The organism is Methanobrevibacter sp., from assembly GCF_036307625.1.
In the GTDB taxonomy this organism is placed as follows: domain Archaea; phylum Methanobacteriota; class Methanobacteria; order Methanobacteriales; family Methanobacteriaceae; genus Methanocatella.
The window spans coordinates 24,676-48,754 of sequence record NZ_JAXJXF010000141.1; the positions used below are offsets into that span (position 1 = coordinate 24,676).

Genomic DNA, 24,079 nt, shown 5'->3' on the forward strand with positions numbered 1-24,079 from the left:
GTGCAAGCAGATACTTATCTATCATACACCACTAAAAACTCTTTATTTTATATAAAGAACCCCTATAAAAATACGAACATTTCGTATAAAACGTATGATATAGTTCGCATGCTTATCTTTTAACACCTCTGAACTCTAGGATACTTTATTTTGTAATAATTAAAAAACTTTTGAAAGCAAATCCAAAACTAATGCTAATTAAATACTTCTAAATGGATATATTCCATTCTTTTCATGACTATTTTGAAGCCAGTAGGTGAGTATTGGGTCAGTAATTTGGTATTTGTCATTTACATATTCAATTAAGTCAAAATCAAGCAGGCGATTCAATGGCCTATTAAGTGATCCGCTAGTAACCTCTAAAGTGTTTGCTATTTCAATTCTCCTTTTAGGGTTTCCAAGTAAAGAAATGATTATTTTTTGTTCTTGAAATGTTAATTTAGACCACATGAATATAAAATGTACTGCAAGATAATCAATCGAATCCTTAAATAACTCAATAATGTTATTTTCTGTTAAGGTTATGTTTTCTGGAAGAATTTTTGCAAATATGTTGATGTAATAAGGTATTCCTCGAGTGCATTTGTAAAATCTTTCAAATCCCCCATCATCCAGCAATATGTTTCTTGGAATTGATTCGATGTATTCCCTTGTTGTTTGTTTTGAAAATGGATGGATTTCAATTGTTAGCATTCTTCCTCCAAATGCACCTTCCTTTCCATTTAAATCATTGATTAAACTGTCTTTCAAACTCATACTTCCACAAAATAGGTATGCAACATTTTTTTGGTTTTGAATGAAACTACGCATATACCATAAAAATTTGTCTACATTGTCTAAATCTTTAATCAATTGGATTTCATCAATGAAAATGAATACTCCTTTTAATTTGTCACTATTGTCTTCGTAAATTTTTTGGGGCAATTCCATTACAAAATCAGCTAATCTTGCATAATTCTCCTCACTTTCAAATACCGGTACTGGAATGTGTTCATAAGATAAAATCTTATCTATCTTGAATTTATTTGTTTTAAAGTATTTTTCTATTTTCTTGTCAAGTGTTCTTAAGCCGAATTCTTTCGAAGCTTTTATTATTGCATCATAGATTATTTTGATTATGCTGCCTCGACTTAGCTTTTTTTGTTGGTATGCATTACTTCTTGACAGATCAATATCTACTACCAGATATTCCTTATCAAATTTATGTTTAATTTTTTTGATGAGTGCTGTCTTTCCTACTCCCCTAATTCCAGTCAATAGTATAGTGGGGGATGAATTGAATTCCGTGGTTCCTAATAGACTTGACAGCATATTAATTTCATCTGCCCTGTTGTAGAATTGTGTTTCAGTTAAATTTGTATCTGTAATGCTTGCAATTTCATCCATGTTTAACCCTCATGTAATGTAATTTGCATTATGTATTGTAACATAATGTAGTTTTAATTATATAATTAATTTTTCATTATATATTGTAATATAATGTATTTTTCATTACATTTAATCTTTATGTTATTGAAATCTTGTTTGATAATACTCATTGTGGATTGTGTAAGAATGTTTCAAAGATTAAGTCAAAATCTCCAATTCTTTGAATATTCTTAACACCAAAATGTTTAGTATCAGGCACAAAGAATTCACCACAGGAATTAATTATTTCAATTGAATAATCAATCATTTTAAAACATTAGACCAAATTTCATGAAACTATTTTAATTGCAGATATCTTTAAAAAAAAAAATGATGATTAATCACTATATTCTATCAAACAAACACTCTGTTTTTTCCAATAGCAGTTGTTACAAGTTTTACATTCAGATTTGCCATATCCATCAATTTTCCATTGAGTTAAAAAAGTAGGATCTTTTACAAAGGGTCTTTGCATTGAAATAAAGTCAATATCAGTATTATTTAACAATTCGATGATTTTATCCATATCTGACCTTCCCCCACCTAAAACAACGGGGATGGAAACATTCTTTGCAACTTTATCCGCAAAGCTCACTAACATGTCTTGATTTGATTGACCTTTTCTAAAGTATTGTGGAGATAAGAATTTAGTAATCTGTAAGCTATCTGCACCGTTTTCAGCAAGAATTTTGCAAATTTCCAGAGAATCCTCTTCATCCTGATACAAATTAACCTTACAGTGAACATGCAATCCTGTTGTTTTTTTAATCAATTTAATTATCTCCAAAACCATTCTCACACGATTGTAAGTATTTCCACCATAATTGTCACTGCGTGTATTTTCAAAAGGATTCATGACACGTGATAAATAAAAATTATTGCCTATGCATAATTCTATTCCATCAAATCCTGCAAACATTATCTTTTTTGCTGCAACAATATAATCCGCCTGAATTGTCCTTATATCCTCCAAAGTCAAATCATTGACTTCCATCATCTGTTTCCCATTTACATTACAGTTGACAAAGCCTATTTGGGCAAGAATTGGAGTATTATTTTCATGGGCTATGCTGGTAACCTCTTTAAAGTCCCGTATGAATGAAGGAGCATTAATATAATCAGTAAAATCACTGAATCTGTCATGACTATATAATGAAATCAACTCGGAGACTATTACGCCAACATTATTTTTTGATAATTTTTCATATCTGTCAAATACATCCTGAGACAGATTTTTACTGGAATCGTTTTGGGATTCCCACAACCCATTTCTTATTATACGACTGGAAACCTCAAGACTGCCGAATTTAGTGTTGTCAAATATACTTTTCATAGTTACATATTAGATAAAAGGAATATAAAAAGGAGAAAGTAATTCACAAATTACCTAAAATTAACTGATTCAATAATTAATCTCAACTTTTGCTTCCTTAAATTACCCTAATAATGGTAACATGTGCTGGTCTTTGTCCTATAACAATTATTGCATTTCAAACATTTGGATTTACCTTCACCATTGATTTTCCAATTATTTAAAAAATCTTCCTTCGCAACAAAAGGCCTGTACATTGACATGAATTCAATATTAGTACTGTTCAGCAATTCATTCATATGAATCATATCATTAAATCCCCCACCAACAATGACCGGAATGTCAACAGAATCTATTAGTTTAGAAGTATAATCTATTAGTTCATCTTCTCCAGATACTTTGTTGGTGAAATACAAAGGTGAAAGAGGTCGTGTTAACTGAAGACTGTCAACTCCAACTTTTTCAAGTAATTTACAAGCTTTAAAACTTTCAGTTGAATTAAATCCATTTTTCCTCTCATCAAACGTGTTGATTTTGCAGGAAATATGTAAATCCAAGTTATCTTTCATTACTTTAACCAATTCCAAAACCAAACGTGACCTATTAAATAAATTTCCACCATAATTATCTTCCCTTTGATTATAATATGGATTGATGAATTTAGATAGGTAAAAATTATTACCTATTGACAATTGAATCCCGTCAAATCCTGCAAATTGCAACTGTTGAGCTGCAGAAATAATATCCGCCTGTATTTTACGAATATCTTCAACAGTTAAATCATTGACTGAAATATCCAAGTCAATTCCACGGTTGAATTTGATGAATTCAACTTGCCCTAAAATTGCAACCCCATAACTATGGCAAATTTCAGCCAATTTTCTTGCCACAGTCATGAAATTCCGATTGCTCATTTTAAAGGAATGTTCACTAAACTTATCATTAGGATATATTGAATACAGCTCAGAAGTAATTAGACCAACCCCGCTTGAGGCTATTTTTTCATATCTATCATAAATTGCGTTTAAATCATCTTGTTGGGATTCCCATAAACCTGTTCTGATGATTCTGCTGTTAAGTATTAAGTCACCGAATTTACATTTATCAAATATGGATTTCATAAAAAGTAATTAGTAAAAAATAGTATAAAAAGAAATAAGTAATTATAAACTTACCTGATATTGTAAATTTTGCGGTATTCACCCAAAAGTTCTTCAATTTCCACATCATCAGAATTGGAATAATTCAATTCATCAAAATAATACTCAGTGATTTCATATAGTATCCTATTAGCCCTAAGGCCTTTAGGAGTTAAAGCATATTCTGTCTTATTATGGTGCTCATCAACAACTGTCTTGGTGATTAGTTCCTGTTCTTCCATATACTTCAGAGTCTGTGCCAACACATGATTACTGATTGTGGGATTTGCATCCTTAAACTCGTTGAAATGTGTCATTCCCCTGAATATATTTGACATGATACAAAAAATCCATTTCCTGTTAAACAAATCTAAAGTATTTCCAATCGGGCAAATATCATTGCTAATCATATTATCTACCAAGTAATTATACAGTTACTTACTTATTTATTAATTAAATCTTTTAAATATTTCTTTGAGGAATATTATGAAAATTACATACTGGAGCGACTTTGCCTGTCCATACTGTTACATTGGCAATAGCAGATTAAAAAGAGCAATCAATGATTTAAATTTGGATGTTGAATTTGATATCCGTGCTTTTGAGCTTGATCAAAACGCACCAAAGGATGTCAAATCCACAACTGTTGAAAGGTTTGCCATCAAATATGGCCTATCAATTGAAGACGCTAGAAAGCAGGTTGCACAAATTTCAGGGCTTGGCCGTGATGAGGGCATTGATTTTAAATATGAATCAACACTTTACACTAACACCCGTGATGCCCACAGACTGATGAAACTGGCACAGGACAAATATCCTGAAAATGTGGAAAAACTGGCCAGATTACTATTTGATGCTTATTTTGTTGAAAACCTTAAGCTGGCAGATAAGGAAGTGCTACTTAAAATCGCTTTAGATGCAGGTTTGGATGAAAATCAAATAAATGACGTGCTGAACAGTAATTTATACAACAGTCAAGTTGAAGAAGACGAGGATATTGCATTATCCGGAGGAATACACGGTGTTCCATTTTATTTATTTGACAATAAATACTCAATTCCAGGCGCATTATCATATGATGACTTTAAAAGTGTCCTGTCACAAATTGTTGCAGAAAATGAAGTTGATGATGATAAGGACGCAGACAGTTGTGCTGATGGGGTCTGTAAAATATGAAACTTAAATGGTTAGGTCATTCGGCATTTGAATTAACCTCAAATAGAGGATTAAATATTTTAATCGACCCATTCATTCAGGCAAATCCTGTATGCCCTCTAAAAATTAGCGATTTGCATCCTGACATTATCTGCATCACCCACGGCCATGCAGACCACTTCGGAGATGTCATTGAAATATCAAGAAACAATACAAATTTGATTGTTATAACAAATTATGAAATTTCCATATATCTTCAAAGAAAAGGAGTAAATGCCATTGGAATTAACTATGGTTCATCCGTTAAATTTGAGGATGTTGAAATCAGAATGCTTGAAGCCAGACACAGCTCAACATTTGACTTTGAAATTGATACAAAATATGCAGGGAATCCTGGAAGCTTTTTATTGACTTTCGACAACAATTTGAAAGTTTTTCATGCTGGAGATACTGGACTTTTCTCTGATATGAAATTTGTAATTGGAGAAATTTACAAACCGGATATTGCAATATTACCTATTGGAAACATTTTTACAATGGACATCAAAGAAGCATCAATTGCAGCTAGCTGGATTAAACCCAAATTTGTTATTCCAATGCACTACAATACATTTCCTTCAATTGCACAGAACCCTGAGGAATTTGAAAAATTGGTTCCAAACTCTAAAACATTAATTCCAAATGTCATGGAAAGCATTGAATTTTAAAGAGTGTGTTTAACTTACATCATTGCGCAAATAGAATTAAGTTAAAATTAGAAAAAAATACGAATAATTCGTATAAAACATATGATATAGTTCGCAACCTTATCGATTTGAACCACAAAACTCCAATATGAAATTTATTTTATTTCATTATCATTAAGAATCAATTAAAATTATTAACTCTTCTAATTTTATTTTTAAATCAGCCATTTCTTTTTCACCAATTTGGAGATTTAATTTATTTTCGATTTCTTCATTTGTTTTGAATGCAAATTTTTGTATTTCTTTTCCTTTAGAGGTTATCTTGATAATTTTTTTTCGGTTATCGTCAGGATCTATTTCCTTTGTTAGGAATTCCTTTTTCTCTAAAATCTTTACGGATTTGGTAATGCTGCTTTTTCCTATATTTGTTTTGTTTGCCAAAAAGTCAATTGAAACACCATCGTTTTTAGCCAAAACCAGCAAAACTCTTGCCTGACTTATGGTTATGTCCATTTCCTTTAATGCATTGTTAAGGTAGTTGGTATAGGTATAAAAAAGGTCTCCGATTAGAAATCCCAATTTTTTCTCTGACATAGTAACATTTATATACGATGCTTTTAAAATAGTTTTCTATGAAATAGTTTCATAGGCAATAATTTTATATGAAATAAATTTAGCGAGTGGACAACATGAAAACTGCAATAATATACGTATCTTCCCATCATGGAAATACAAAAAAGGTCATTGATGAAATGGCAACAGTAAAAGACATGGATTTATTCAAGATATCACAAGCCAAAGCTACAGACTTTTCAAGCTATGATGCAATAGGATTTGCTTCAGGAGTTTACTATCACAAGCTTCACAAAGGAATAGAAAAACTAGCTTCAGAAATTGATTTGACAGGAAAGAAAGTATTTACTGTCTATACCTGTGGCATAAACTACATCAATTATGCAAGAGGCATCCAAAAGATTATCAAAGCACAAAATTGTGATTTTATTGGTGGTTTTTCCTGCAGAGGCTATGATACATTCGGATTTTTTGAAAAAATTGGCGGAATAGCTAAAGGCCATCCCAATGAAAAGGATTTTAAGAAAGCTCGTGAATTCATAAAGAATATATAGGTGATAATATGGCAAAATTATTCAAACCGAAAATGCCGAAAATAGGCGTTGAAGGACACTGGTCAAGCATGAAATTCAGTGAAAACATCCTGCAGGATGCGCTGATAAGACATGTTTTAGGATTGACATATCTGCAGATGGCGGATATCGGAGAAGTATTTGAGATTACAGAAAAGTTCAAGTCAGGCACTGAATGGATTGATGCATGGTCTCAAATGGCAATAACCTTGGAAAAAAGGGCAGATGAATCAAACAGCAATGCAACAAAAGAAAGCGCATATCTTAGAGCATCAACATACTGGAGAGTATCCCTGATGTATTTCAACTCAACAGATGATGAGCGTTTAGCCGAATACTCTCAAAATAGCCTAGACTGCTATCATAAATATCTGGAAGTTTCAGACATTGACGCAACATATGTGGAACTGCCTTATGAAAATACATTCATGCCAGCACATTTCTATAAGTCTCCAGCTGCAGGTGATAAGGCTCCATTGATGATATTGACTCCCGGCCGTGACACATTTGCGGAAGACACCGCATGGATATACAGACAGGCCCTAAAAAGAGGAATCCACTGTCTTGTTTATGATGGTCCAGGACAGGGATTTGCCTTAAGAATGAATGGAATAACATTCAGGCATGATATAGAAAACGTGATAACTCCAATCATCGATTATTGTCTGGAGAATTATGACTGTATTGATGAAGACAACATAATATTGTTCGGCATCAGCTTTGGGGGATTTCTGGTTCCGCGTGCTGCCATTAATGATGAACGTGTCAGTATGTGCATTGTAGATCCTGGCAACATTAACTGGGGAGGAGCATTTGCTGAGCGATTGGCAGTGATTGAGAAAATGCCGAAAAGGATTCGTCCTGCACAACTGGACTTCATGCTTGAAGACTACATTTACAAACATGGCGCAACAGCCGATACAATATGCGACGAACTTAGAAAATTCGACAATACAGACATCATTGATGATTTGGACTGCATGACAATCGTGATGGATGGAACTTCCGAGATGACTCAAGGCGAAGCAAAGGTATTTTATGACATGCTTGATTGCGAAAAGGAGTATTTACTGTTTGATGAGGATTCAGGTTCCCAGATGCACGCACAAATGGGAGGCTATGCAACAGCCAGTGAATTATTGCTGGATTTGGTTGAAAAACACTTATAATTTCGATTACATTATACTCCAAAAATCCACAAAAGGGTTCATATGAAACACATGAAAAAGTTCCGATACTTATCGATTTTTCATCACTAAAAACTCTTTATTTTATATAAAGAAATCCTATAAAAATACGAACATTTCGTATAAAACAAAATTATATATAATAACAAATTAAATAATAATATCAATTCATAGATAACAGTATCCATGAATAAAAACTTTAATAAAAGGTTGAAATTATGAAAGCAAATGCACAAAAAATAGCTGATGGAGTATACTGGATTGGTGTACTCGATTGGGACTTAAGAACCTACCACGGTTACACCTTAGACGGAACCACTTACAATGCATACATTGTATTTGGAGAAGATGAAGTAGCAATCATTGATAATGCTTATCCTGGAAAAACAAAAGAAATGATGGCACGTATCGATGACGCTTTTGCTCAAGAAGGAAGAGAAGTCAAAGTTGACTACATCATTCAAAACCACGTGGAAAAAGACCATTCTGGAGTTTTAGTGGACTTACACAAAAGATTCCCTGAAGCACCTATCTACTGTACCAAAATTGCAGTAAATGGATTGTTAAAACACTACCCTGCACTTGAAGGTGCTGAATTTATCACTGTAGGAACCGGTGACTCTTTAGATGTCGGTGGAAGAACATTAGCATTCCTCGATGCTTTCTTATTACACTGGCCTGACAGCATGTTCACATTACTTGCAGATGAAACTGGAATCTTATTCCCTAACGACGCATTCGGTCAACACCTCTGTTTCACCCAAAGATTCTCAGACGAAATCCCTGAATATGTCTTAATGGATGCAGCACAAAAATTCTATGCAAACTTAATTACACCACTTTCCAAATTAGTACTTAAAAAATTAAACGAAGTTGTGGAATTAGGATTACTCGACTCCATTAAAATGATTGCACCATCTCACGGTCAAATATGGACTGATCCAATGCAAATTATCGGAGCTTACCAAAACTGGGCAACCGGTGTATGTGAAGATAAAATCACAATCATCTACGATACCATGCACTACTCAACCCAACAAATGGCTCATGAAATTGCAGAAGGTGCAATGTCTGAAGGTTATGATGTAGAAATCTTCTTCTTACACGAAGACGAAAGGTCCGAAATCGTCAAAAGTATCCTAACCAGTAAAGGAATTGCTGTCGGTGACCCTACCATCAACGATGTACCATACCCAAGTATCGGAGACATCATGTACTACCTCAAAGGATTATTATTCAACAGAACCGGCATTGTAAGAAAAGCAGTTACCTTCGGTTCAATGGGTGGAAAAGGTGGAACACCGGCTATGCTTGCTGAAGAATTAAATAACTGCGGATTCGATGTAGTAGACACTCAAGAAATTACATTCGTTCCAACTGCAGAAGAAGAAGAAACAAGTTACGAATTAGGTAAAAAATTAGCCCAAGCATGTAAAGAACTATAAATTCGGAAATTATATAAAATGTAAAAAATAATATACCTAATGGAGATTGATATTTATGGTAAAATACGAACATGAAATTGGAATTACTAAAGGAACTCCTGTAGAAAAATTTGTCGCAGGAAACTTTGAAGGAGAAACCAACGAAGTAGGTATTTACTTAGCTATGTCTAGACAAGCTTCTAGAGAAGGTTATGGGGAATTAGCTGAAGTATTCAAAAGATTAGCATGGGAAGAAGCTGAACACGCTGCAAGATTCTGTGAAATGAACGGAATCATCAAACCTACCCTCAAAGAAAACATCGAATGGATGATGGGTGGAGAAAAAATGGCTAACGCAGAAAAAAGAGAAGCTTCAGAAAAAGCTGAAGAAGCTGGAATCGAAACTGCTGCTGATTTCTTCCGTGAAAGTTCCAAAGACGAAGGTCGTCACTACAAAATCTTAGAAGGAATCTTAGAAAGATACTTCTAAGTGAAAGAATTTAATTATTCTTTCCTTATTTCTTTTTTTTATAAAATACTGTTTTTTCAAAAGATTTAGTAATAATAAAAAGATGATTATAATTAATTTTATTAAACAACCTTGTTTTATAGAATTTGGTAATGAATCTATAGCAAGGAAAAACAAGCGGCGAGAACAAAATTCTCTAAAACCTTACTAATCATTGATTTATTACCTGTTTACTCGTTTTTTAACATGTAGTATAACAGATAGCAATTTTCATAAAAATCCTGCAACAAGACTGAATACTATTATCATCGCCATCACAATAGATAATGCATTAACAATCGGTTTATACTGCTCTTCTGGCAACTTATAGCTTAATAAAATCTCAAGCATATGTCCGCCATCAAGAGGTTTTATTGGAAGTAAATTAAACAAGCCTATTCCCAGATTCAATGTGAAAATCCATTGGAACAGCTCTGCAATGCTGAACAATACCCATGGAAGAGAACCCATTGAAGCATCTTTTATCTCAAAATGCTTTGAAGCCTGAATTCCAAAAAATCCAACAGATTCGTTGTTTGGATTTTTGCCAAGTTCTACATTATACGTGCCCTGATCTGTTTTTACCGATACATTATCTCCGGGTTTGAATGAAGACACGACATTCACATATTCATTAGAATTATTAATTTGTTTACCATCAATAGCCTGTAAAACCATTCCTTCCTTCAATATGCCCTGTGAAGGAGAATCTGTAACAATCCTATTTATTTCAATTCCATTTTCATCAAATAGCTGCGGAATCTCATAGGAAACTCCTGAAACTACCAAAAGCGCTATTAATGCCAATGTCATGTTGGCCATTGACCCTGCACCATATACCCTTAAACGGGAAATTCTGCTGGCTTCCTTTAACTTATCTTCATCAGGTTCAACGAATGCTCCCGGAAGAATTGCAACCAACAAAAGACCTATTGATTTAATTGGAATTTTTTCACAGATTGATTGGACACCATGAGAAAACTCATGCACAATTAAAACTGTAGCTAATGCAACAAATCCTGATAGGAAAGGAACATATATCGGAGAACCCGGCATTTCCACACCAGGCAAAATGATAGAAACACTAGGAGTATCGAAAACCGTTTGAAGCGAGCTAATCAACATCCATGTCATGGCCACCATAGCCACATAACATGCAACAATCCCAAAATTCATGTACCATTTCCAGAATTTGGGAGAAAAATTAGAAATTTTTGAAATAAATCCTCTCAGCCTATCGGTTTTCCACATGATGACTGGAAAATTAATTTCAAAGCCATGATTGGTTAATTTACTTTTCAATGTTAAAGCCAATATCCAGATGATAAAGAAAGCTATCAAATAATAGTAAATACCATTCATTAAAATGCACCTTTAACTACCAAAGTAGTGAATCAAAGAAGACAACATCAACTATATCGTCCTTTTGGTATCCTTCATCATTTTCGTCAATTATGATATAGCTGTTCGCCTCAACCATTGACCTAATAATGCCTGAACCTCGATTCAACACATGCTTTGCATTATCCTCATCGGAAACCGCACGTATAAAATCAGTCCTTCCAAGCTGTGAAGGTATTTTAAGCTGAGATACTCTTTTAACTACATTAAAATCAAATGCCCTTCCCTGCATCTCAAATAGATACTTCCTTGCAAACATATCAAACTGACTCATTGCAGCAACTGGCTGGCCTGAAAACGTGAATACAATAGTATCATTGATAATTCCAGCACCTGCAGGTTTGCCTGGCCTAATGGCTACACCATGGAACAATATCTCACCAAGCTCGTCAACCGCATCAAGAACAACATCCCCTTTACTGATAGCTGTTCCACCAGTAGTCATTACGACATCATAATCTTCAGTCGCTTTCAAAATTGCTGAACAGACTTCCTCAAAGGAATCTCCAGCATGAGTCAGGTCTGCAATGGCACCTGAATCCTCAACCATTGCTTTAATTGTAAACTGATTAGAATTAATAATTTTAGCCTTGTCAATCTCTTCTTTAGTAGGTTCAACCAATTCATTACCTGTTATGATAATCATGACTTTTGGCTTTTTGAATACCTTGACAGTATCATAACCTGCAGATGCAATCAAACCCATTTCCTGATATCTGATAAAAGTATTTTTAGAAAGGATTTTATCTCCTTTCTTGATATCTTCTGATTTTGGACTGACGTTTTCACCAGGAGTGACCTGAGAATAAATGGTTAAATCATCACCATCAGTGGTTGTATACTCCTTCATGATAACCGCATCGGCACCATCAGGAATAGGAGCTCCAGTAGCTATCACAATAGCTTCATTTTCTCCTACACTTTTGGAAGAGAAATCTCCGGCACCAATCGCATCAATTATTTTAAATTCTTTGGGAGCTGATTGGGATGCTCCAAAAGTATTTTGTCCAATTACTGCAAAACCATCCATTGCAGATTTATCAAAAGGTGGAGAATCATGAAATGCCATGACATCTTCAGCTAAAACTCTCTTATGGGCATCACGAATAGGAATTTCTTCGACATCTGTGAACTTTTGATTATCATTTATTAATTTTGATGCATTATTTAGAGACTCCAATTTAGATAAAAACATGTCAAAACTCCCCCGAATTATTTAAGCCATGTATTTTTCAATTACTCCACGGTATGCATCATTCAAATCATCAAAGCTGAATTCATGGTCATTAATGTTTAGGGAATTGCCTTTTACCTCACCAATTACCTGAACATCAACATCTATTTTAGCCAATATATCATCAAGAGCATCAGCCTTTACTGTTAATATGTATCTACCATGACTTTCTGAATATAACAATTGAATCTTATCCAATTCGTCATCTTTTAATGTGACTTCACATCCAAGACCTGATTTGATAACCATTTCGGAAATTGCAACGGCAATACCCCCTGCTGAAACGTCATGAACAGCAGTAATGTTTTTATCTGCATCCTCATCGATTAATTTCAATACAGTCTGACCATTGGCAAATTCCTCTTCAATTCTGATTCTTGGAGCTGTTCCTTTTTCGAGATTATGAATGGTTCTGTGATATTCAGATCCTGTCAATTCATCATAGGTTTTACCAATTAAAAGGATTTTATCTCCTTCATTTTTAAAGTCCATGGTTCTGATGTTTTCAATTTTTTCCACACCGATTACACCGACTGCAGGAGTTGGATTGATTTTAATTCCTTCAGTTTCATTGTAAAAACTTACGTTTCCACTGATTACAGGCGCATCAAACTTATCTGCTACAAGACTCATTCCTTCAATAGCTGTTTTGAATTGCCATAGTATCTCAGGTTTTTCCGGATTTCCAAAGTTAAGACAGTCAACAACAGCATAAGGAGTTGCACCCATTGAAATTACGTTTCTTATTGCTTCTGCAACACATCCTGCTGCTCCATCAAATGGAGATAGCTTAGTGTGAATTGTGTTTGAGTCTGTTGTAAGTGCAATAGCTGTATCTTCATCTATTCTTAAAACAGCCGCATCATCACCAGGTTTTATGACAGTTCTTACCTGAACTTCATGGTCATATTGTTTGTAAACCCATTCCTTTGAAGCTATGTTTGGAGAAGATAATAATTTTGGCAAGGATTCATAAACTCCAGGTTCTTTAAGTTCGATTTTTTCAGTATCTTCTGGAATTTCTTCAACAGGACGTTCAATTGAAGGTGGGTCAGCTAAAAGAATTGTAGGCAAGTCTGCGATTTCATCACCTTCATCTGAAATAATCATGTTGTTTCCTTCACGCACTTCTCCTATTACGGCACATACGATTTCATGCTTATTACAGATTTCGGTTGCAAGTTCTACATCGTTTGGATTTAATACAAATACCATCCTTTCCTGAGATTCTGAAAGCATGATTTCATATGGAGTCATTCCGGTTTCCCTTAACGGAATGGAGCGTAAGTTAACCAATGCAGCATTATTGGACTCATCCACTAATTCTGAAATACAGCAGGTTAAACCTCCACCACCTAAATCTTTTACACCACTAACATCTATTTTTTCCAAAATTTCCAAAGATGCTTCAAGCACTCTCTTTTTGGTGAATGGATCGGCTACCTGTACTGCTGGCCTATCTTCAGTTTCTGAATCAGAAGTCAATTCCTCTGATGCAAAGGTTACTCCATGAATACCGTCACGACCTGTGGTTCCACCCATCAGGAAGAACACATCACCAACATTAGGTGCCTGACCACGTACAATGTTTTCTTTTTCAACAAGTCCCACACACATTACGTTAACTAAAGGATTTGTTCTGAATGATTCATCAAATTCTATTTCACCAGCAACTGTTGGAACCCCTACACGGTTTCCATAGTCAGAAATTCCCTTTACAACATGTTCAAAAAGATATCTGGATTTTTCATCTTCCATTGGTCCAAATCTAAGTGAATCTAAAAGTGCTATCGGCATTGCACCCATAGAAATAATATCCCTTAAAATTCCGCCAATTCCAGTTCCTGCACCGCCGTACGGTTCAATAGCTGATGGATGGTTATGAGATTCCATACCTACAGCCAACGCATACTTATCAGTTACTGATACAAGTCCAGCATCGTCTCCCGGACCTAAAATAATATTTTCCCCTTCGGTAGGGAATGCTCCAAGAAAACGTCTACTACTTTTGTAGGAACAATGTTCTGAAAACATTACATCCAACATTCCTTCTTCAAGCTCATTCATTTTCCTACCAAGGATTCCTTCAATATATTCAATTTCAGAATCGGTTAAAGTCATTTTAACACCCTTAATCTTTTATGGAGATTACAACTTTTTCTCCTTCAATATCCCATTCTTTGGTATAAATTTCAGAATCTTTCATACATTCTTCAGTGTCAGAAATAATCAGGCTTCTAGCTCTGATTTCATGAGAAATGAATTCTGATTGCGGTACAATTAAGTCTTTAAATTCTTGTGATGTTTCGACACTAACATCAATGTTTGCCTCTACATCCAAGTCTAACTCTTTTCTCATGTTTTGAACTCTTCTTATAAGTTCACGAGCCATAGCTTCCTGTTTGATTTCAGGAGTAATATTTGTATTTACAAATACATTTCCACCATCAAATTCAGAGGAAACGAAATCATCCGGAAGTTCTGAATCAAACAATACTTCTTCAGCGGACAATTCAATTCCTTCAATAGTGACACTACCATTAGCATCTAAATCTGCTTTGATTTGATTACCGTCAGCTTCTTTTAAACCTTTAACAACCTTGCCCATGTCCCCCTTGAGTTTAGGGCCTAAAATCTTAAGGTTAGGTTTAGCATTAAATGATAACTTTTCAAATTCACTAGCGCATAATACCTCTTTAGTATTGGATTGATCTTTAATAATTTCATTTAATTCTTCAATAGCTTTTAAGACTTTTTCATCTTGAGATACAACAGTAATGTCAGAAACCGGCCATCTTAGTTTGTATTGAGCAATATCACGTGCTTTGATGGATGCTTCGATTACTTCACGCACAACATCCATTTTAGCTTCAAGTTCCTCATCAATTAACTCTTCGTCATATCCCCAATCATTCATGTGAATACTTTCCGGAGCTTCTGGGTTTATGCCTTTGACAAGGTTTTCATAGATTTCTTCAGATACGTGCGGTGCAATCGGACATAATACTGAGATTAATTTAACAATTGCAGTGTATAAACTGTAATATGCACCTAGCTTGTCGGGATCATCGCTTTCAACCCAGGTTCTTCCACGAATAAGTCTCACATACCAGCGGCTTAAATCTTCAAGTATGAAATTATTGATTTTTCTTGTTGCCTTATGGAAGAATAAGTTATCCAAATCTTTAGCCACTTCTTTTACCAATGTATTTGCTTTTGAGATAATCCATTTATCTTCAGATCTTAAAATCATACTATCTTCGGTTAATTCCATTGGATTGAAGTTATCCAGTGACATATAAGTTGTTGAAAATACATATACGTTCCATAAGATGTTGAACATTTTGTTGATGTTTAGGATTTCTTCCCATACGAATTTTAAGTCATCCCATGGTTTTGAAGCCCATAATAAGTAGAATCTTAAAACATCCGCACCATATTTTTCTATTACTTCTTCAGGAGATACGACATTGCCTAATGACTTGGACATTTTGTTTCCATTTTCATCCAATACAAATCCGTGCATCAATACTTTTTGGTATGGACTTTTGCCCATTGAAATTACTCCGGTTCCCAATTGTGAATAGAACCATCCTCTTGTCTGGTCATGACCTTCTGTAATGAAGTCATAAGGGAACCAGTCTTCGAATTTTTCTTTTTCTTCAGGATAGTATAGAGATGCCCATCCGGCCACACCGGAATCAATCCAAACGTCCAACACATCAGGGATTCTTCTGATAGCTTTTCCACAGCTGTCACATTTTACTTCAACTTCATCAACATATGGCCTGTGGATAAGGTCAGCATCATTTACATTGATTTCATTTAATGATTCGGATTTTAACTCATCAAGAGAACCAATTACTTTAAGTTCTCCACAATCAGGACATTCCCATATAGGAATTGGAATACCCCAGTATCTTTGTCTTGAAATTGTCCAGTCACGGGCGTTGTCTACCCAATCATGGAATCTACCTTCTCCAGCCCATTTAGGTACCCATTCAACTTCTGCAATTTCATCCAACATTTTCTGTTTTATTTCTGTTACTTTCAAGAACCATTGTTTGGTAGCACGATAAATGATAGGAGTTTTACATCTCCAGCATACCCCATATCTGTGTTCAATAGTTTCAACACGATACATTAAGTTTTTATTCTGTAAATCTTCAATAATTTGTTGGTTTTCTTCTTTTGTGAATTTGCTTGCATATTTTCCGGCATCTTCTGTGAAGCATCCATCTTCACCAACAGGACAGAAAATTGGAAGTCCGTTGGCTTGACCTACTTCAAAATCGTCCGGACCGTGTCCTGGTGCTGTGTGAACCAAACCGGTACCTTCACCAAGTTCCACGTGGTCTCCAGGTAGGATTGTGTGTACCTTTTCTATTTGTGAGTCAAATTCCATTTGTTTTGGGATTTCATCGGCCAAAATATAATCATAAGTCATGCCAATTAGGTCTTGGCCTTTGACTGTTTTGATGATTTCATACATCACTTCTTTTTCTTCAATGATTTGGTCTTCCCCATCCTCATTTTCAGCAGGTATTTTGGTTCTGTGGATTTTAATACGTTTTCCTAAAACATCTTCCATCAGGTTTTCAGCTAAAATGTAGGTTTCGCCATCTTTTGAAACATAAACATAATCAAATTCAGGATTTGCACAGATTGCAAGGTTTGCAGGAAGTGTCCATGGAGTAGTTGTCCAAACTAAAAAATAAGTGTCCTTTTCACCAGTTACAGGGAATTTAATATAGATTGACGGGTCAACTTTTTCCTCATATTCAATCTCTGCTGCAGCAAGTGCTGTTCCACAATGCGGACACCAACTGATAACCCTTTGATCGTTTACAAGCAAATTCTGTTCGTTTGCTCTTTTAAGTGTCCACCAGGAAGATTCCATATATTTAGGGTCAAGTGTCATGTAGGGGTCTTCCCAATCCATCCAAACACCCAACTGGTCAAATTGCTGTTCCATTGCCACCTTGTTTTCAAGAGCAAATTCCCTACATTTGTCGACAAATTTATCGATACCTATTTCTTCAATTTCCTGCTTTGATTGAATATCCATCAGATGCTCTACCTTATTTTCAATTGGAAGACCGTGCATATCCCATCCAGCCTGACGTCTTAAGCTGAATCCATTCATAGATTTGTATCTAAGGTATGAATCCTTAATAACCTTGTTCCAGGCTGTACCTAAATGTATTTTACCACTACAATATGGAGGTCCATCCAAAAATGAATATCTGGGACCTTTTTCTCTAAGTTCATTGACTTTTTTGAAAGTTTCTTCCTGTTTCCAGAATTTTTGAACTTTCTTTTCTATTTTATCGTGATCGTATGATTTATCTGCCTCTTTTATTGGCATTTTAACTCCTCAAAAGTAATAGTTTATAATATGTATCTTTTTGTTTTAGATAATAAATAAAGGTTATTGTAATTATTGAATATTTTAAAAATCTAAAAGATTTAAAAATAAATTAAAGGAGAAATCATGAATTTGAACTGAAGTTTTGTGAAAATCAGGCAATATTATGTTAAAATAAATAAAGTTGATATAAAATAATAACCTAACTAATAACATGGGATTTTATAGAAAGTACAATACAATAATTAGAACTGTCGATAATTTCATTAAATTATACAAGATTTCTAAAAAAAGCAAATCTAAGAAAAAAGATGATAAAAAATGAGAATAATTTATTTGATTGATTTCAACTGTCCGTATTCATATATTGGACTTGAAAGAATTAAGAAAGCTTGTAATAGTCTTGATTTGGATGTTGAATGGGAAATGAAACCTTTTGAACTTGAACCTGAAGCAGGAAAAAGGCATACCATAAGCATTACCGAAAGATATTCAGATAAATATAATCTGTCAGTTGAGCAAGCATCAGACAGAATCTCAGAAATTGAAAAGATTGCACTTGATGACGGATTGAAAATCAATTTCAAAGACATTAAGCTTACAAGCTCAAAGGATGCTCTCAGATTAACAAAATTTGTGCAAAGCAACCATCCTGAAATAACTTTAGACATTGTAGATAAAATATTTTATTCCAATTTGGTTAAAAACGAAAATATTGCCGATATAAACATTTTAGCCGATATTGCAGTTTCATGTGGATTGGATGAAAGTGAAGCTCGAAAAATACTTGAAAATAATTATTACAACATAGAAGTTTTCCTTGATATGGAGGATGCTATTTCAAATGGAATTACATCAACACCCTGCTTTATTTTAAATGAAAAAGAAGAAAGACTAATAATTCCAGGAGTATTTTCAGCCGAAGAGTTTGAAGTTGCCATTAAAGATTTTGCTGAGGGCAATATTGAATCCAAAACCTATGGATTTGGAACATTGTGAAAAAACACATGAAAATTTAAAAAAAAGAATTAAATTACTTAGATAATGTTTGGTTAACAAAATCCAAACTGACTTTAGCAATCCTTGCAATATCATTAACCGCATAACCTTCCTTATCCAACTCAATTACAATTTCTTCAGTTTTTTCATCAACTTTCCTCTGTGCTACTCTTTGAGCATAATCCTCAACTATCTTCATATTACCACCAACCAATTTGAAATAGACATATTCAGATATTCATCCACAACAAACTTATCACACAACATCAACACCACCCCTTAACCTTGTTTTTCAAATGGTCAAATAATGCACTGTACAGTATGAATCTCTTTTTGTCTGAAATGTCCACATATGTGCTTTGAAATTCAAGTATGATTATTCTGTCTTCGAGTTCGAATACCATGTCCGGCTTGTACATCTTCGGATCTATGATGCCGTATTCAGTCTGGTGGACTTCAACGATTTTTCCTTCAATATTAATAATACCCATAAGTTCCTGTCCATATACTTGACCCTGACTTTTGAAGATAACATCCTCATGAAATTCCATAAAAATACCCGCCTCCTTAAAATTTAATTTTTAGAATTTATTATAAAATTTAAAAAGATATAAATCTTTTGTTATAGAATTAAAGCAATATTATTAGTTTAAATAAAAAAAATAATAGCAAATCAATATTAACATGAAAAAACAATTTATTTTATGTGGTTTTTTATGAGACGAATGCAAAAATAATCTTAAGCCATTAAATCTTTAAATAGTTAAAAAGAAAAAAATTAACCCATGATTTTAAATAAAACAACCAATGAATTAATTAATATCAAAATAACATATGCAGATAAATTTTTCAAGCGATTTAAAGGATTGATGGGAAAAAAAGATATTGACTTTGCAATATTATTCATAAACTTTAAAGACTCTTCAATACACACCCATTTCATGAGATTTGAAATTGACGTATATTTTTTAGACAAAAATAAAGTAGTATTTGAAAAAACAAGTTTAAAACCTTGGAAATATTATAAACCTGAAAAACAAGCCAAATATATTTTAGAAACAAAAAAAGATTTGTTAAAAATAAAAATAGGAGATAAACTAGAGTTTATCTAGTATTTCGTCCGGAGTTTCAAATATCTGAATATTGTCAATGCTTTCCAATTTGCGGGTATTTTCAATGTCAATGTCCCTCATATATATTGTAATAATTTTTCCTTCTGAAATTGCATCATAAGGACATGAGTTTCTGCACAATCCGCAGCCGATGCATTTTGTAAGGTCAATTTCTGAATGGGGGATAATAGCTCCCTGTTCACATGAAAGAGCAGCTACACAATCATCGCAATCCTGACATTTAGACAGTTCAATTTTAGAAGGCAGAACTGTATCAATCGGACCAGGATGAATGTCTACAGGTACCATATAGACTGGAACAGCACCTTTTCCAGATTGTGCAACGGCATTTGTAACCAATGTGTCAGCAATTCCATAAACAATCTTTGAAACTGTATTTGCTGTAGCCGGTGAAACTATTGTTAGGTCATATTTGCCCAAAGATAGGCGACCAGTAATTGGATATGAAAATTTTTGGTTTGAATCAGTGGCTAATTCACGATATTTACCGCCTGTTAAACGTTCAACACGTTCATAAAGCCCATACATCTTAAGAACTTCTTCTGCAGCACCTGACAAAAATATTGTGACTTCATGTTCACCGGCCAATTTTTCGGCCAACTGAACAGATTCACGAAGTAAATGACCAGCTCCAGTAAATGCAAATGCGATTCTCATTTTAATCTAATCTATGATATTGATAAGCTTCTCTGTCTGAAAATGCATAATCAAGTTTTGTGTATTGGCTCATAAATTCAGCTACTTCATCAGCAATATTTTCCTTATCTACAGCTACACGTTTAATGAATTCAGCAACTTCATCCATTTCTTTTTCTTTTAAACCTCTTCTGGTAATTTCCTGAGTACCGATACGGATACCTGATGGGTCATCGGAATTGTCACGGTTATCACCAGGCAAGAGATTTTTGTTAAGAATTACATTATTGTCTGCCAATTCTTTTGCAATATCAGAAGCAGATCTGATGTTGGTTAAGTCTACAGCAATCTGGTGGGATTTTGTGAATCCCAAGTCTTCGCATAATACGTTGAATCCTCTTTCATACATTGCCTGACCTAATGCCTGTGCATTTTTAATGATTTGTTTTGCGTAAGCTTCACCGAATTCCAACATTTCTGCGGTTGCAATACCCAAACCGAGCAAATGGTGTAAATGGTGGTTACTTACAACACCCGGAAATACCGCATTATCAATGATTTCCTCATTTTCTTTGTGTGAGAGAATAATTCCTCCTTGAGGGCCAGGGAATGTCTTGTGGGTACTTCCCATCATCAGGTCTGCCCCTTCTTTTAAAGGTTGCTGGAATTGTCCTCCTGCAATAAGACCTAAAACGTGAGCCCCATCATACATTATAGTAGCTCCAACTTCATCAGCAGCTTCACGAGCTTCCTTAATAGGATGAGGGAATAAGAATAAGCTTCCGCCGAATAAAACGATTTTTGGTTTTTCTTCCAATATCTTTTTGTTCATTGCATCGATGTCTATGTTCATGATATTGTGATCTAAAGGATGGAAAACTGTTTTTAGACCATGAATACCAGCAGCACTTACATCAGCGTGGGAAATGTGTCCTCCAGACGGTACTTCCAAAGCCATTACTTTGTCACCAGGTTTTGAAAATCCAAAGAAAGCAGCAAGATTTGCTGTTACTCCTGAAACTGGTTGAACATTTGCATAATCACAGTCATAGACTTCACAAGAAAGTTTTTTGGTTTTATCTTCAATCAAATCTATGTATTGACATCCTTCGTAAAATCTTTGGAAAGGTTGTCCTTCAGCATATCTGTGAGCAAAATCGGTTGCAACAGCTTCAGTTACTTCCAAACTGGTTACATTTTCAGAAGCAATCATATTAATACTGTTTCTCATATATTCAGTATGTTCTTTTGCAATTTTTTCAAAGTTTAAAATTTCGTCATGATAATTAGCCATTTACTACACCTAATATCCAATTAAATAACTATGATTTAATTTTTGTTTATCTTATAATATAAGAGTTATGAAAATCAGCTATATTTCAAACGGATTTTCAATACCGAGATAACATATAGAATCATGACAAGTGCAAAGATTAAAAATAGGAATCCACCGACAAATATGGACATTACACCGAAACCATCTACCAAAAATCCGCCTATTGCTATACCCACGGCTATTCCACCATTTAAAACACTTAAAAATATTCCGTTTGCAAGTTCGGGACTTTTAGGAAGTAGTGATGTTTCGATATACTGAATAAGATTATAGCCCATTCCGTCCAGAATTCCAAAAATCAATATTAAGATTAAAACAGCGATCAAATAATTTGAAAAGAAATACAATAATGCAAATACAACGGCACATAGAATTTGAAAAACGATTAATGTAGCCTTGTCCCTAATGACAATTAGTTTTCCTCCAAGCCAGGTTCCAAAAATTGAAAATATTCCATATGTTAACAGCACAATGCTTAATTTGTATGTGTAAATTTGACTGACTGTCTGCAGGAAATATGGAATATAGTTGTAAACCATGCTTGCACCAATTGGCATCATTACTATCCCAATTGTCGATAGAATGAACTCTCTTGATTTCAAACTTGAAAAAGGCACTTCATAGCTTTTCGATTTGCCTGGAATTTTTGGAAAAAATATTAAAATCAGAAGCAATGTCAAAAAGTTTATTGCAAAAATCCAAGCCATTGCAGCATTATATCCTAATATCGTACCGAAACCTGTTGTTATTGGAAGACCAACAATGCTTCCAACAGAAATTCCAAGTAAAATCTTAGTTATATAGTCTTGTTTTTGATTGTTAGGGGCAATTTCTTCACAAACTGTTAAGGCAAGTGAAATAAAAGCGGGATATACGACAGCTGAAAGAATTCTGAATATTGAAGCTATTAAAATACTGTCTGTAAATATAATAGTGAAATTGGATATTGCAAAGATTCCCAATATAAAGGCAAATGTTTTCTTTCTTTCATACTTTGAAAATAAGATGGGTATGAACAATCCGCTTACTGCAATCGTGAATGTAAATGAACTGACATATAATCCAGAAATAGAAATTGATGTGTTAAAATACTCAGATATTTGTGAAATGATACCTATAATACTCAAAGGAGTATTTATACCAAAGGTAGACAACATCAAGATATATAAAAGCAATTTTGGATTATATTTCATATTTTCAATTCCATTAATAACAATAGTTATGTAGAAAATAGCATATAACCTTTAACAAAAATCAAGGAAATTAAAAAGACGAACCGTAATTGTAATGGTTTCAACCATAGTTTTCATAATTTCATTAGGTAATCTCATTAACGTGAATGATTTGAAAAATAGAAGCCGAAATAAAAATAGAATGTATATTGTCAATGTTAAAAAAAATAAAAAAAAGAAATAGAGAAATTAATCTCTAAATCTATTTACCTATGTCTTCAAGAGCAGCACTGATTTGTGCCATAATTTGCTCGGTTTTGAAGTGTTGTTGGTTCATAGCACCAGATGGACATGCACCTACACAAGTTCCACATCCTTTACATAATGCGGAGTTAATTTGTGCAAATTCTTTTCCACCTACACCGGTTGCAATAGTAATTGCAGCGAATGGGCATAATTCAACACATACTTGACAAGCACCACAAACAGCGTCGTCGTTGGATGCAATAATAGGTTCGATTTCTACTTCTCCTTTAGCCATTGGGATTGCTGCTCTGGATGCTGCAGCTGAACCTTGTGCTACGGAGTCAGGAATATCTTTAGGACCTTGTGCTACACCAGCAATGTAAACACCATCAGTTAAGGTGTCAACAGGTCTGAGTTTAGGGTGAGCTTCCATGTAGAATCCATCTGCAGATCTGGAGAGACCTAAGGTTTGTCTGAGTTCGTCAGATCCTGCAGAGTGTTCGAGACCTACACTTAATACAACGAGGTCGTAAGTGTATTCGGTTACTTTACCGAGTAAAGTGTCTTCTGCTCTGATAGTTAAGGTTAAGT

24 protein-coding genes are annotated in these 24,079 nt (G+C 34.3%); 8 read left to right on the forward strand and 16 right to left on the reverse strand.

The features are described from left to right. Positions 1-198: 198 nt before the first annotated feature. The 5 genes from UIB65_RS09105 to UIB65_RS09125 form a co-directional block, all read right to left on the reverse strand. Positions 199-1,386: an ATP-binding protein gene (locus UIB65_RS09105; RefSeq protein WP_149732404.1), complete on the reverse strand. Its 1,188-nt coding sequence runs from the start codon at positions 1,384-1,386 to the stop codon at positions 199-201. Between the two features lie 148 nt (positions 1,387-1,534). Then, positions 1,535-1,675, reverse strand: coding sequence for a hypothetical protein (locus UIB65_RS09110; RefSeq protein WP_223166056.1), 141 nt, complete (start codon positions 1,673-1,675; stop codon positions 1,535-1,537). 69 nt (positions 1,676-1,744) lie between these two features. Further along, positions 1,745-2,740 (reverse strand): tRNA-dihydrouridine synthase, encoded by a 996-nt coding sequence (locus tag UIB65_RS09115; RefSeq protein WP_295726969.1) that lies wholly within the window; start codon positions 2,738-2,740, stop codon positions 1,745-1,747. 107 nt (positions 2,741-2,847) lie between these two features. Continuing rightward, the gene (locus tag UIB65_RS09120; RefSeq protein WP_149732400.1) at positions 2,848-3,840 is read right to left on the reverse strand and encodes a tRNA-dihydrouridine synthase; all 993 of its coding nucleotides are present in this window, start codon (positions 3,838-3,840) and stop codon (positions 2,848-2,850) included. A 50-nt stretch (positions 3,841-3,890) separates the two neighbouring features. Then, on the reverse strand, positions 3,891-4,268 hold the full coding sequence (locus tag UIB65_RS09125; protein ID WP_149732399.1) for a helix-turn-helix domain-containing protein: 378 nt from the start codon (positions 4,266-4,268) through the stop codon (positions 3,891-3,893). 76 nt (positions 4,269-4,344) lie between these two features. Here UIB65_RS09125 and UIB65_RS09130 point away from each other — a divergent pair, with 76 nt between their 5' ends. Next, positions 4,345-5,034: a DsbA family oxidoreductase gene (locus UIB65_RS09130; RefSeq protein ID WP_149732398.1), complete on the forward strand. Its 690-nt coding sequence runs from the start codon at positions 4,345-4,347 to the stop codon at positions 5,032-5,034. Continuing rightward, positions 5,031-5,720, forward strand: a complete 690-nt coding sequence (locus UIB65_RS09135) for a metal-dependent hydrolase (protein ID WP_330041078.1) — start codon at positions 5,031-5,033, stop codon at positions 5,718-5,720. Before UIB65_RS09130 ends, UIB65_RS09135 begins: the two co-directional genes overlap by 4 nt. A 153-nt stretch (positions 5,721-5,873) precedes the next feature. Here UIB65_RS09135 and UIB65_RS09140 read toward each other — a convergent pair whose 3' ends face one another. Further along, positions 5,874-6,293 (reverse strand): MarR family transcriptional regulator, encoded by a 420-nt coding sequence (locus tag UIB65_RS09140; RefSeq protein ID WP_297828508.1) that lies wholly within the window; start codon positions 6,291-6,293, stop codon positions 5,874-5,876. A gap of 95 nt (positions 6,294-6,388) precedes the next feature. Here UIB65_RS09140 and UIB65_RS09145 point away from each other — a divergent pair, with 95 nt between their 5' ends. From UIB65_RS09145 to UIB65_RS09160, 4 genes are all read left to right on the forward strand, one after another. Further along, entirely contained in the window at positions 6,389-6,826 is a 438-nt protein-coding gene (locus tag UIB65_RS09145; RefSeq protein ID WP_296872253.1) for a flavodoxin family protein, read from the forward strand. Between the two features lie 8 nt (positions 6,827-6,834). Beyond that, a complete protein-coding gene (locus UIB65_RS09150) occupies positions 6,835-8,013 on the forward strand; it encodes an alpha/beta hydrolase family protein (protein WP_297828504.1) in 1,179 nt (392 codons plus the stop codon). 236 nt (positions 8,014-8,249) lie between these two features. Beyond that, positions 8,250-9,476 carry an FprA family A-type flavoprotein gene (locus tag UIB65_RS09155; protein ID WP_330041082.1) on the forward strand — a complete coding sequence of 409 codons (1,227 nt, stop codon included), beginning with the start codon at positions 8,250-8,252 and terminating at the stop codon, positions 9,474-9,476. 55 nt (positions 9,477-9,531) lie between these two features. Next, complete coding sequence (locus tag UIB65_RS09160) at positions 9,532-9,945, forward strand: ferritin family protein (protein WP_292607738.1); 414 nt, start codon at positions 9,532-9,534, stop codon at positions 9,943-9,945. Between the two features lie 249 nt (positions 9,946-10,194). On the opposite strand, the gene UIB65_RS09165 is transcribed toward UIB65_RS09160, so the two are convergent. Genes UIB65_RS09165 through ileS form a run of 4 tightly spaced genes read right to left on the reverse strand, consistent with a single transcriptional unit; the run spans position 10,195 to position 17,966 of the window. Then, a complete protein-coding gene (locus UIB65_RS09165) occupies positions 10,195-11,325 on the reverse strand; it encodes a site-2 protease family protein (RefSeq protein ID WP_330041084.1) in 1,131 nt (376 codons plus the stop codon). 16 nt (positions 11,326-11,341) lie between these two features. Next, positions 11,342-12,559 carry a gephyrin-like molybdotransferase Glp gene (gene glp / locus UIB65_RS09170; RefSeq protein WP_296893259.1) on the reverse strand — a complete coding sequence of 406 codons (1,218 nt, stop codon included), beginning with the start codon at positions 12,557-12,559 and terminating at the stop codon, positions 11,342-11,344. Between the two features lie 21 nt (positions 12,560-12,580). Next, entirely contained in the window at positions 12,581-14,719 is a 2,139-nt protein-coding gene (purL, locus tag UIB65_RS09175; protein WP_330041087.1) for a phosphoribosylformylglycinamidine synthase subunit PurL, read from the reverse strand. A gap of 10 nt (positions 14,720-14,729) precedes the next feature. After that, positions 14,730-17,966, reverse strand: coding sequence for an isoleucine--tRNA ligase (ileS, locus tag UIB65_RS09180; protein WP_330041090.1), 3,237 nt, complete (start codon positions 17,964-17,966; stop codon positions 14,730-14,732). Positions 17,967-18,287: 321 nt separating this feature from the next. Between ileS and UIB65_RS09185 the strand changes: the two genes are divergently transcribed. Beyond that, a complete protein-coding gene (locus UIB65_RS09185; RefSeq protein WP_330041092.1) occupies positions 18,288-18,965 on the forward strand; it encodes a DsbA family protein in 678 nt (225 codons plus the stop codon). A gap of 34 nt (positions 18,966-18,999) precedes the next feature. Here the strand turns inward: UIB65_RS09185 and UIB65_RS09190 are convergent, their stop codons facing one another. After that, positions 19,000-19,164, reverse strand: coding sequence for a hypothetical protein (locus tag UIB65_RS09190; protein ID WP_330041094.1), 165 nt, complete (start codon positions 19,162-19,164; stop codon positions 19,000-19,002). A gap of 67 nt (positions 19,165-19,231) precedes the next feature. After that, positions 19,232-19,516, reverse strand: coding sequence for a hypothetical protein (locus UIB65_RS09195; RefSeq protein ID WP_330041096.1), 285 nt, complete (start codon positions 19,514-19,516; stop codon positions 19,232-19,234). A 234-nt stretch (positions 19,517-19,750) separates the two neighbouring features. Between UIB65_RS09195 and UIB65_RS09200 the strand changes: the two genes are divergently transcribed. After that, a complete protein-coding gene (locus tag UIB65_RS09200) occupies positions 19,751-20,077 on the forward strand; it encodes a DUF192 domain-containing protein (protein WP_330041098.1) in 327 nt (108 codons plus the stop codon). Here the strand turns inward: UIB65_RS09200 and UIB65_RS09205 are convergent. The 4 genes from UIB65_RS09205 to UIB65_RS09220 all read right to left on the reverse strand — a co-directional run. Further along, a complete protein-coding gene (locus UIB65_RS09205) occupies positions 20,063-20,755 on the reverse strand; it encodes a dihydromethanopterin reductase (acceptor) (protein WP_330041099.1) in 693 nt (230 codons plus the stop codon). The genes UIB65_RS09200 and UIB65_RS09205 overlap by 15 nt on opposite strands. Position 20,756: 1 nt before the next feature. Further along, positions 20,757-22,028: a serine hydroxymethyltransferase gene (glyA, locus tag UIB65_RS09210; protein WP_330041100.1), complete on the reverse strand. Its 1,272-nt coding sequence runs from the start codon at positions 22,026-22,028 to the stop codon at positions 20,757-20,759. Between the two features lie 74 nt (positions 22,029-22,102). Beyond that, entirely contained in the window at positions 22,103-23,263 is a 1,161-nt protein-coding gene (locus UIB65_RS09215) for an MFS transporter (protein ID WP_330041101.1), read from the reverse strand. Positions 23,264-23,504: 241 nt separating this feature from the next. Continuing rightward, positions 23,505-24,079, reverse strand: a 575-nt coding sequence (locus tag UIB65_RS09220) for a 4Fe-4S binding protein (protein WP_330041102.1), incomplete at its 5' end; no start/stop codon positions are given.

Excerpts from the sequence above, each read along its gene's own strand:
- UIB65_RS09120 (WP_149732400.1), bottom strand. The coding sequence starts at position 3,840 with ATGAAATCCATATTTGATAAATGTAAATTCGGTGACTTAATACTTAAC.
- glyA (WP_330041100.1), bottom strand. The coding sequence starts at position 22,028 with ATGGCTAATTATCATGACGAAATTTTAAACTTTGAAAAAATTGCAAAA.
- purL (WP_330041087.1), bottom strand. The coding sequence starts at position 14,719 with ATGACTTTAACCGATTCTGAAATTGAATATATTGAAGGAATCCTTGGT.
- UIB65_RS09165 (WP_330041084.1), bottom strand. The coding sequence starts at position 11,325 with ATGAATGGTATTTACTATTATTTGATAGCTTTCTTTATCATCTGGATA.
- UIB65_RS09160 (WP_292607738.1), top strand. The coding sequence starts at position 9,532 with ATGGTAAAATACGAACATGAAATTGGAATTACTAAAGGAACTCCTGTA.
- UIB65_RS09185 (WP_330041092.1), top strand. The coding sequence starts at position 18,288 with ATGAGAATAATTTATTTGATTGATTTCAACTGTCCGTATTCATATATT.
- UIB65_RS09215 (WP_330041101.1), bottom strand. The coding sequence starts at position 23,263 with ATGAAATATAATCCAAAATTGCTTTTATATATCTTGATGTTGTCTACC.
- glp (WP_296893259.1), bottom strand. The coding sequence starts at position 12,559 with ATGTTTTTATCTAAATTGGAGTCTCTAAATAATGCATCAAAATTAATA.
- UIB65_RS09200 (WP_330041098.1), top strand. The coding sequence starts at position 19,751 with ATGATTTTAAATAAAACAACCAATGAATTAATTAATATCAAAATAACA.
- UIB65_RS09105 (WP_149732404.1), bottom strand. The coding sequence starts at position 1,386 with ATGGATGAAATTGCAAGCATTACAGATACAAATTTAACTGAAACACAA.
- UIB65_RS09155 (WP_330041082.1), top strand. The coding sequence starts at position 8,250 with ATGAAAGCAAATGCACAAAAAATAGCTGATGGAGTATACTGGATTGGT.
- UIB65_RS09145 (WP_296872253.1), top strand. The coding sequence starts at position 6,389 with ATGAAAACTGCAATAATATACGTATCTTCCCATCATGGAAATACAAAA.
- UIB65_RS09195 (WP_330041096.1), bottom strand. The coding sequence starts at position 19,516 with ATGGAATTTCATGAGGATGTTATCTTCAAAAGTCAGGGTCAAGTATAT.
- ileS (WP_330041090.1), bottom strand. The coding sequence starts at position 17,966 with ATGCCAATAAAAGAGGCAGATAAATCATACGATCACGATAAAATAGAA.
- UIB65_RS09135 (WP_330041078.1), top strand. The coding sequence starts at position 5,031 with ATGAAACTTAAATGGTTAGGTCATTCGGCATTTGAATTAACCTCAAAT.
- UIB65_RS09115 (WP_295726969.1), bottom strand. The coding sequence starts at position 2,740 with ATGAAAAGTATATTTGACAACACTAAATTCGGCAGTCTTGAGGTTTCC.
- UIB65_RS09110 (WP_223166056.1), bottom strand. The coding sequence starts at position 1,675 with ATGATTGATTATTCAATTGAAATAATTAATTCCTGTGGTGAATTCTTT.
- UIB65_RS09190 (WP_330041094.1), bottom strand. The coding sequence starts at position 19,164 with ATGAAGATAGTTGAGGATTATGCTCAAAGAGTAGCACAGAGGAAAGTT.
- UIB65_RS09130 (WP_149732398.1), top strand. The coding sequence starts at position 4,345 with ATGAAAATTACATACTGGAGCGACTTTGCCTGTCCATACTGTTACATT.
- UIB65_RS09205 (WP_330041099.1), bottom strand. The coding sequence starts at position 20,755 with ATGAGAATCGCATTTGCATTTACTGGAGCTGGTCATTTACTTCGTGAA.
- UIB65_RS09150 (WP_297828504.1), top strand. The coding sequence starts at position 6,835 with ATGGCAAAATTATTCAAACCGAAAATGCCGAAAATAGGCGTTGAAGGA.
- UIB65_RS09125 (WP_149732399.1), bottom strand. The coding sequence starts at position 4,268 with ATGATTAGCAATGATATTTGCCCGATTGGAAATACTTTAGATTTGTTT.
- UIB65_RS09140 (WP_297828508.1), bottom strand. The coding sequence starts at position 6,293 with ATGTCAGAGAAAAAATTGGGATTTCTAATCGGAGACCTTTTTTATACC.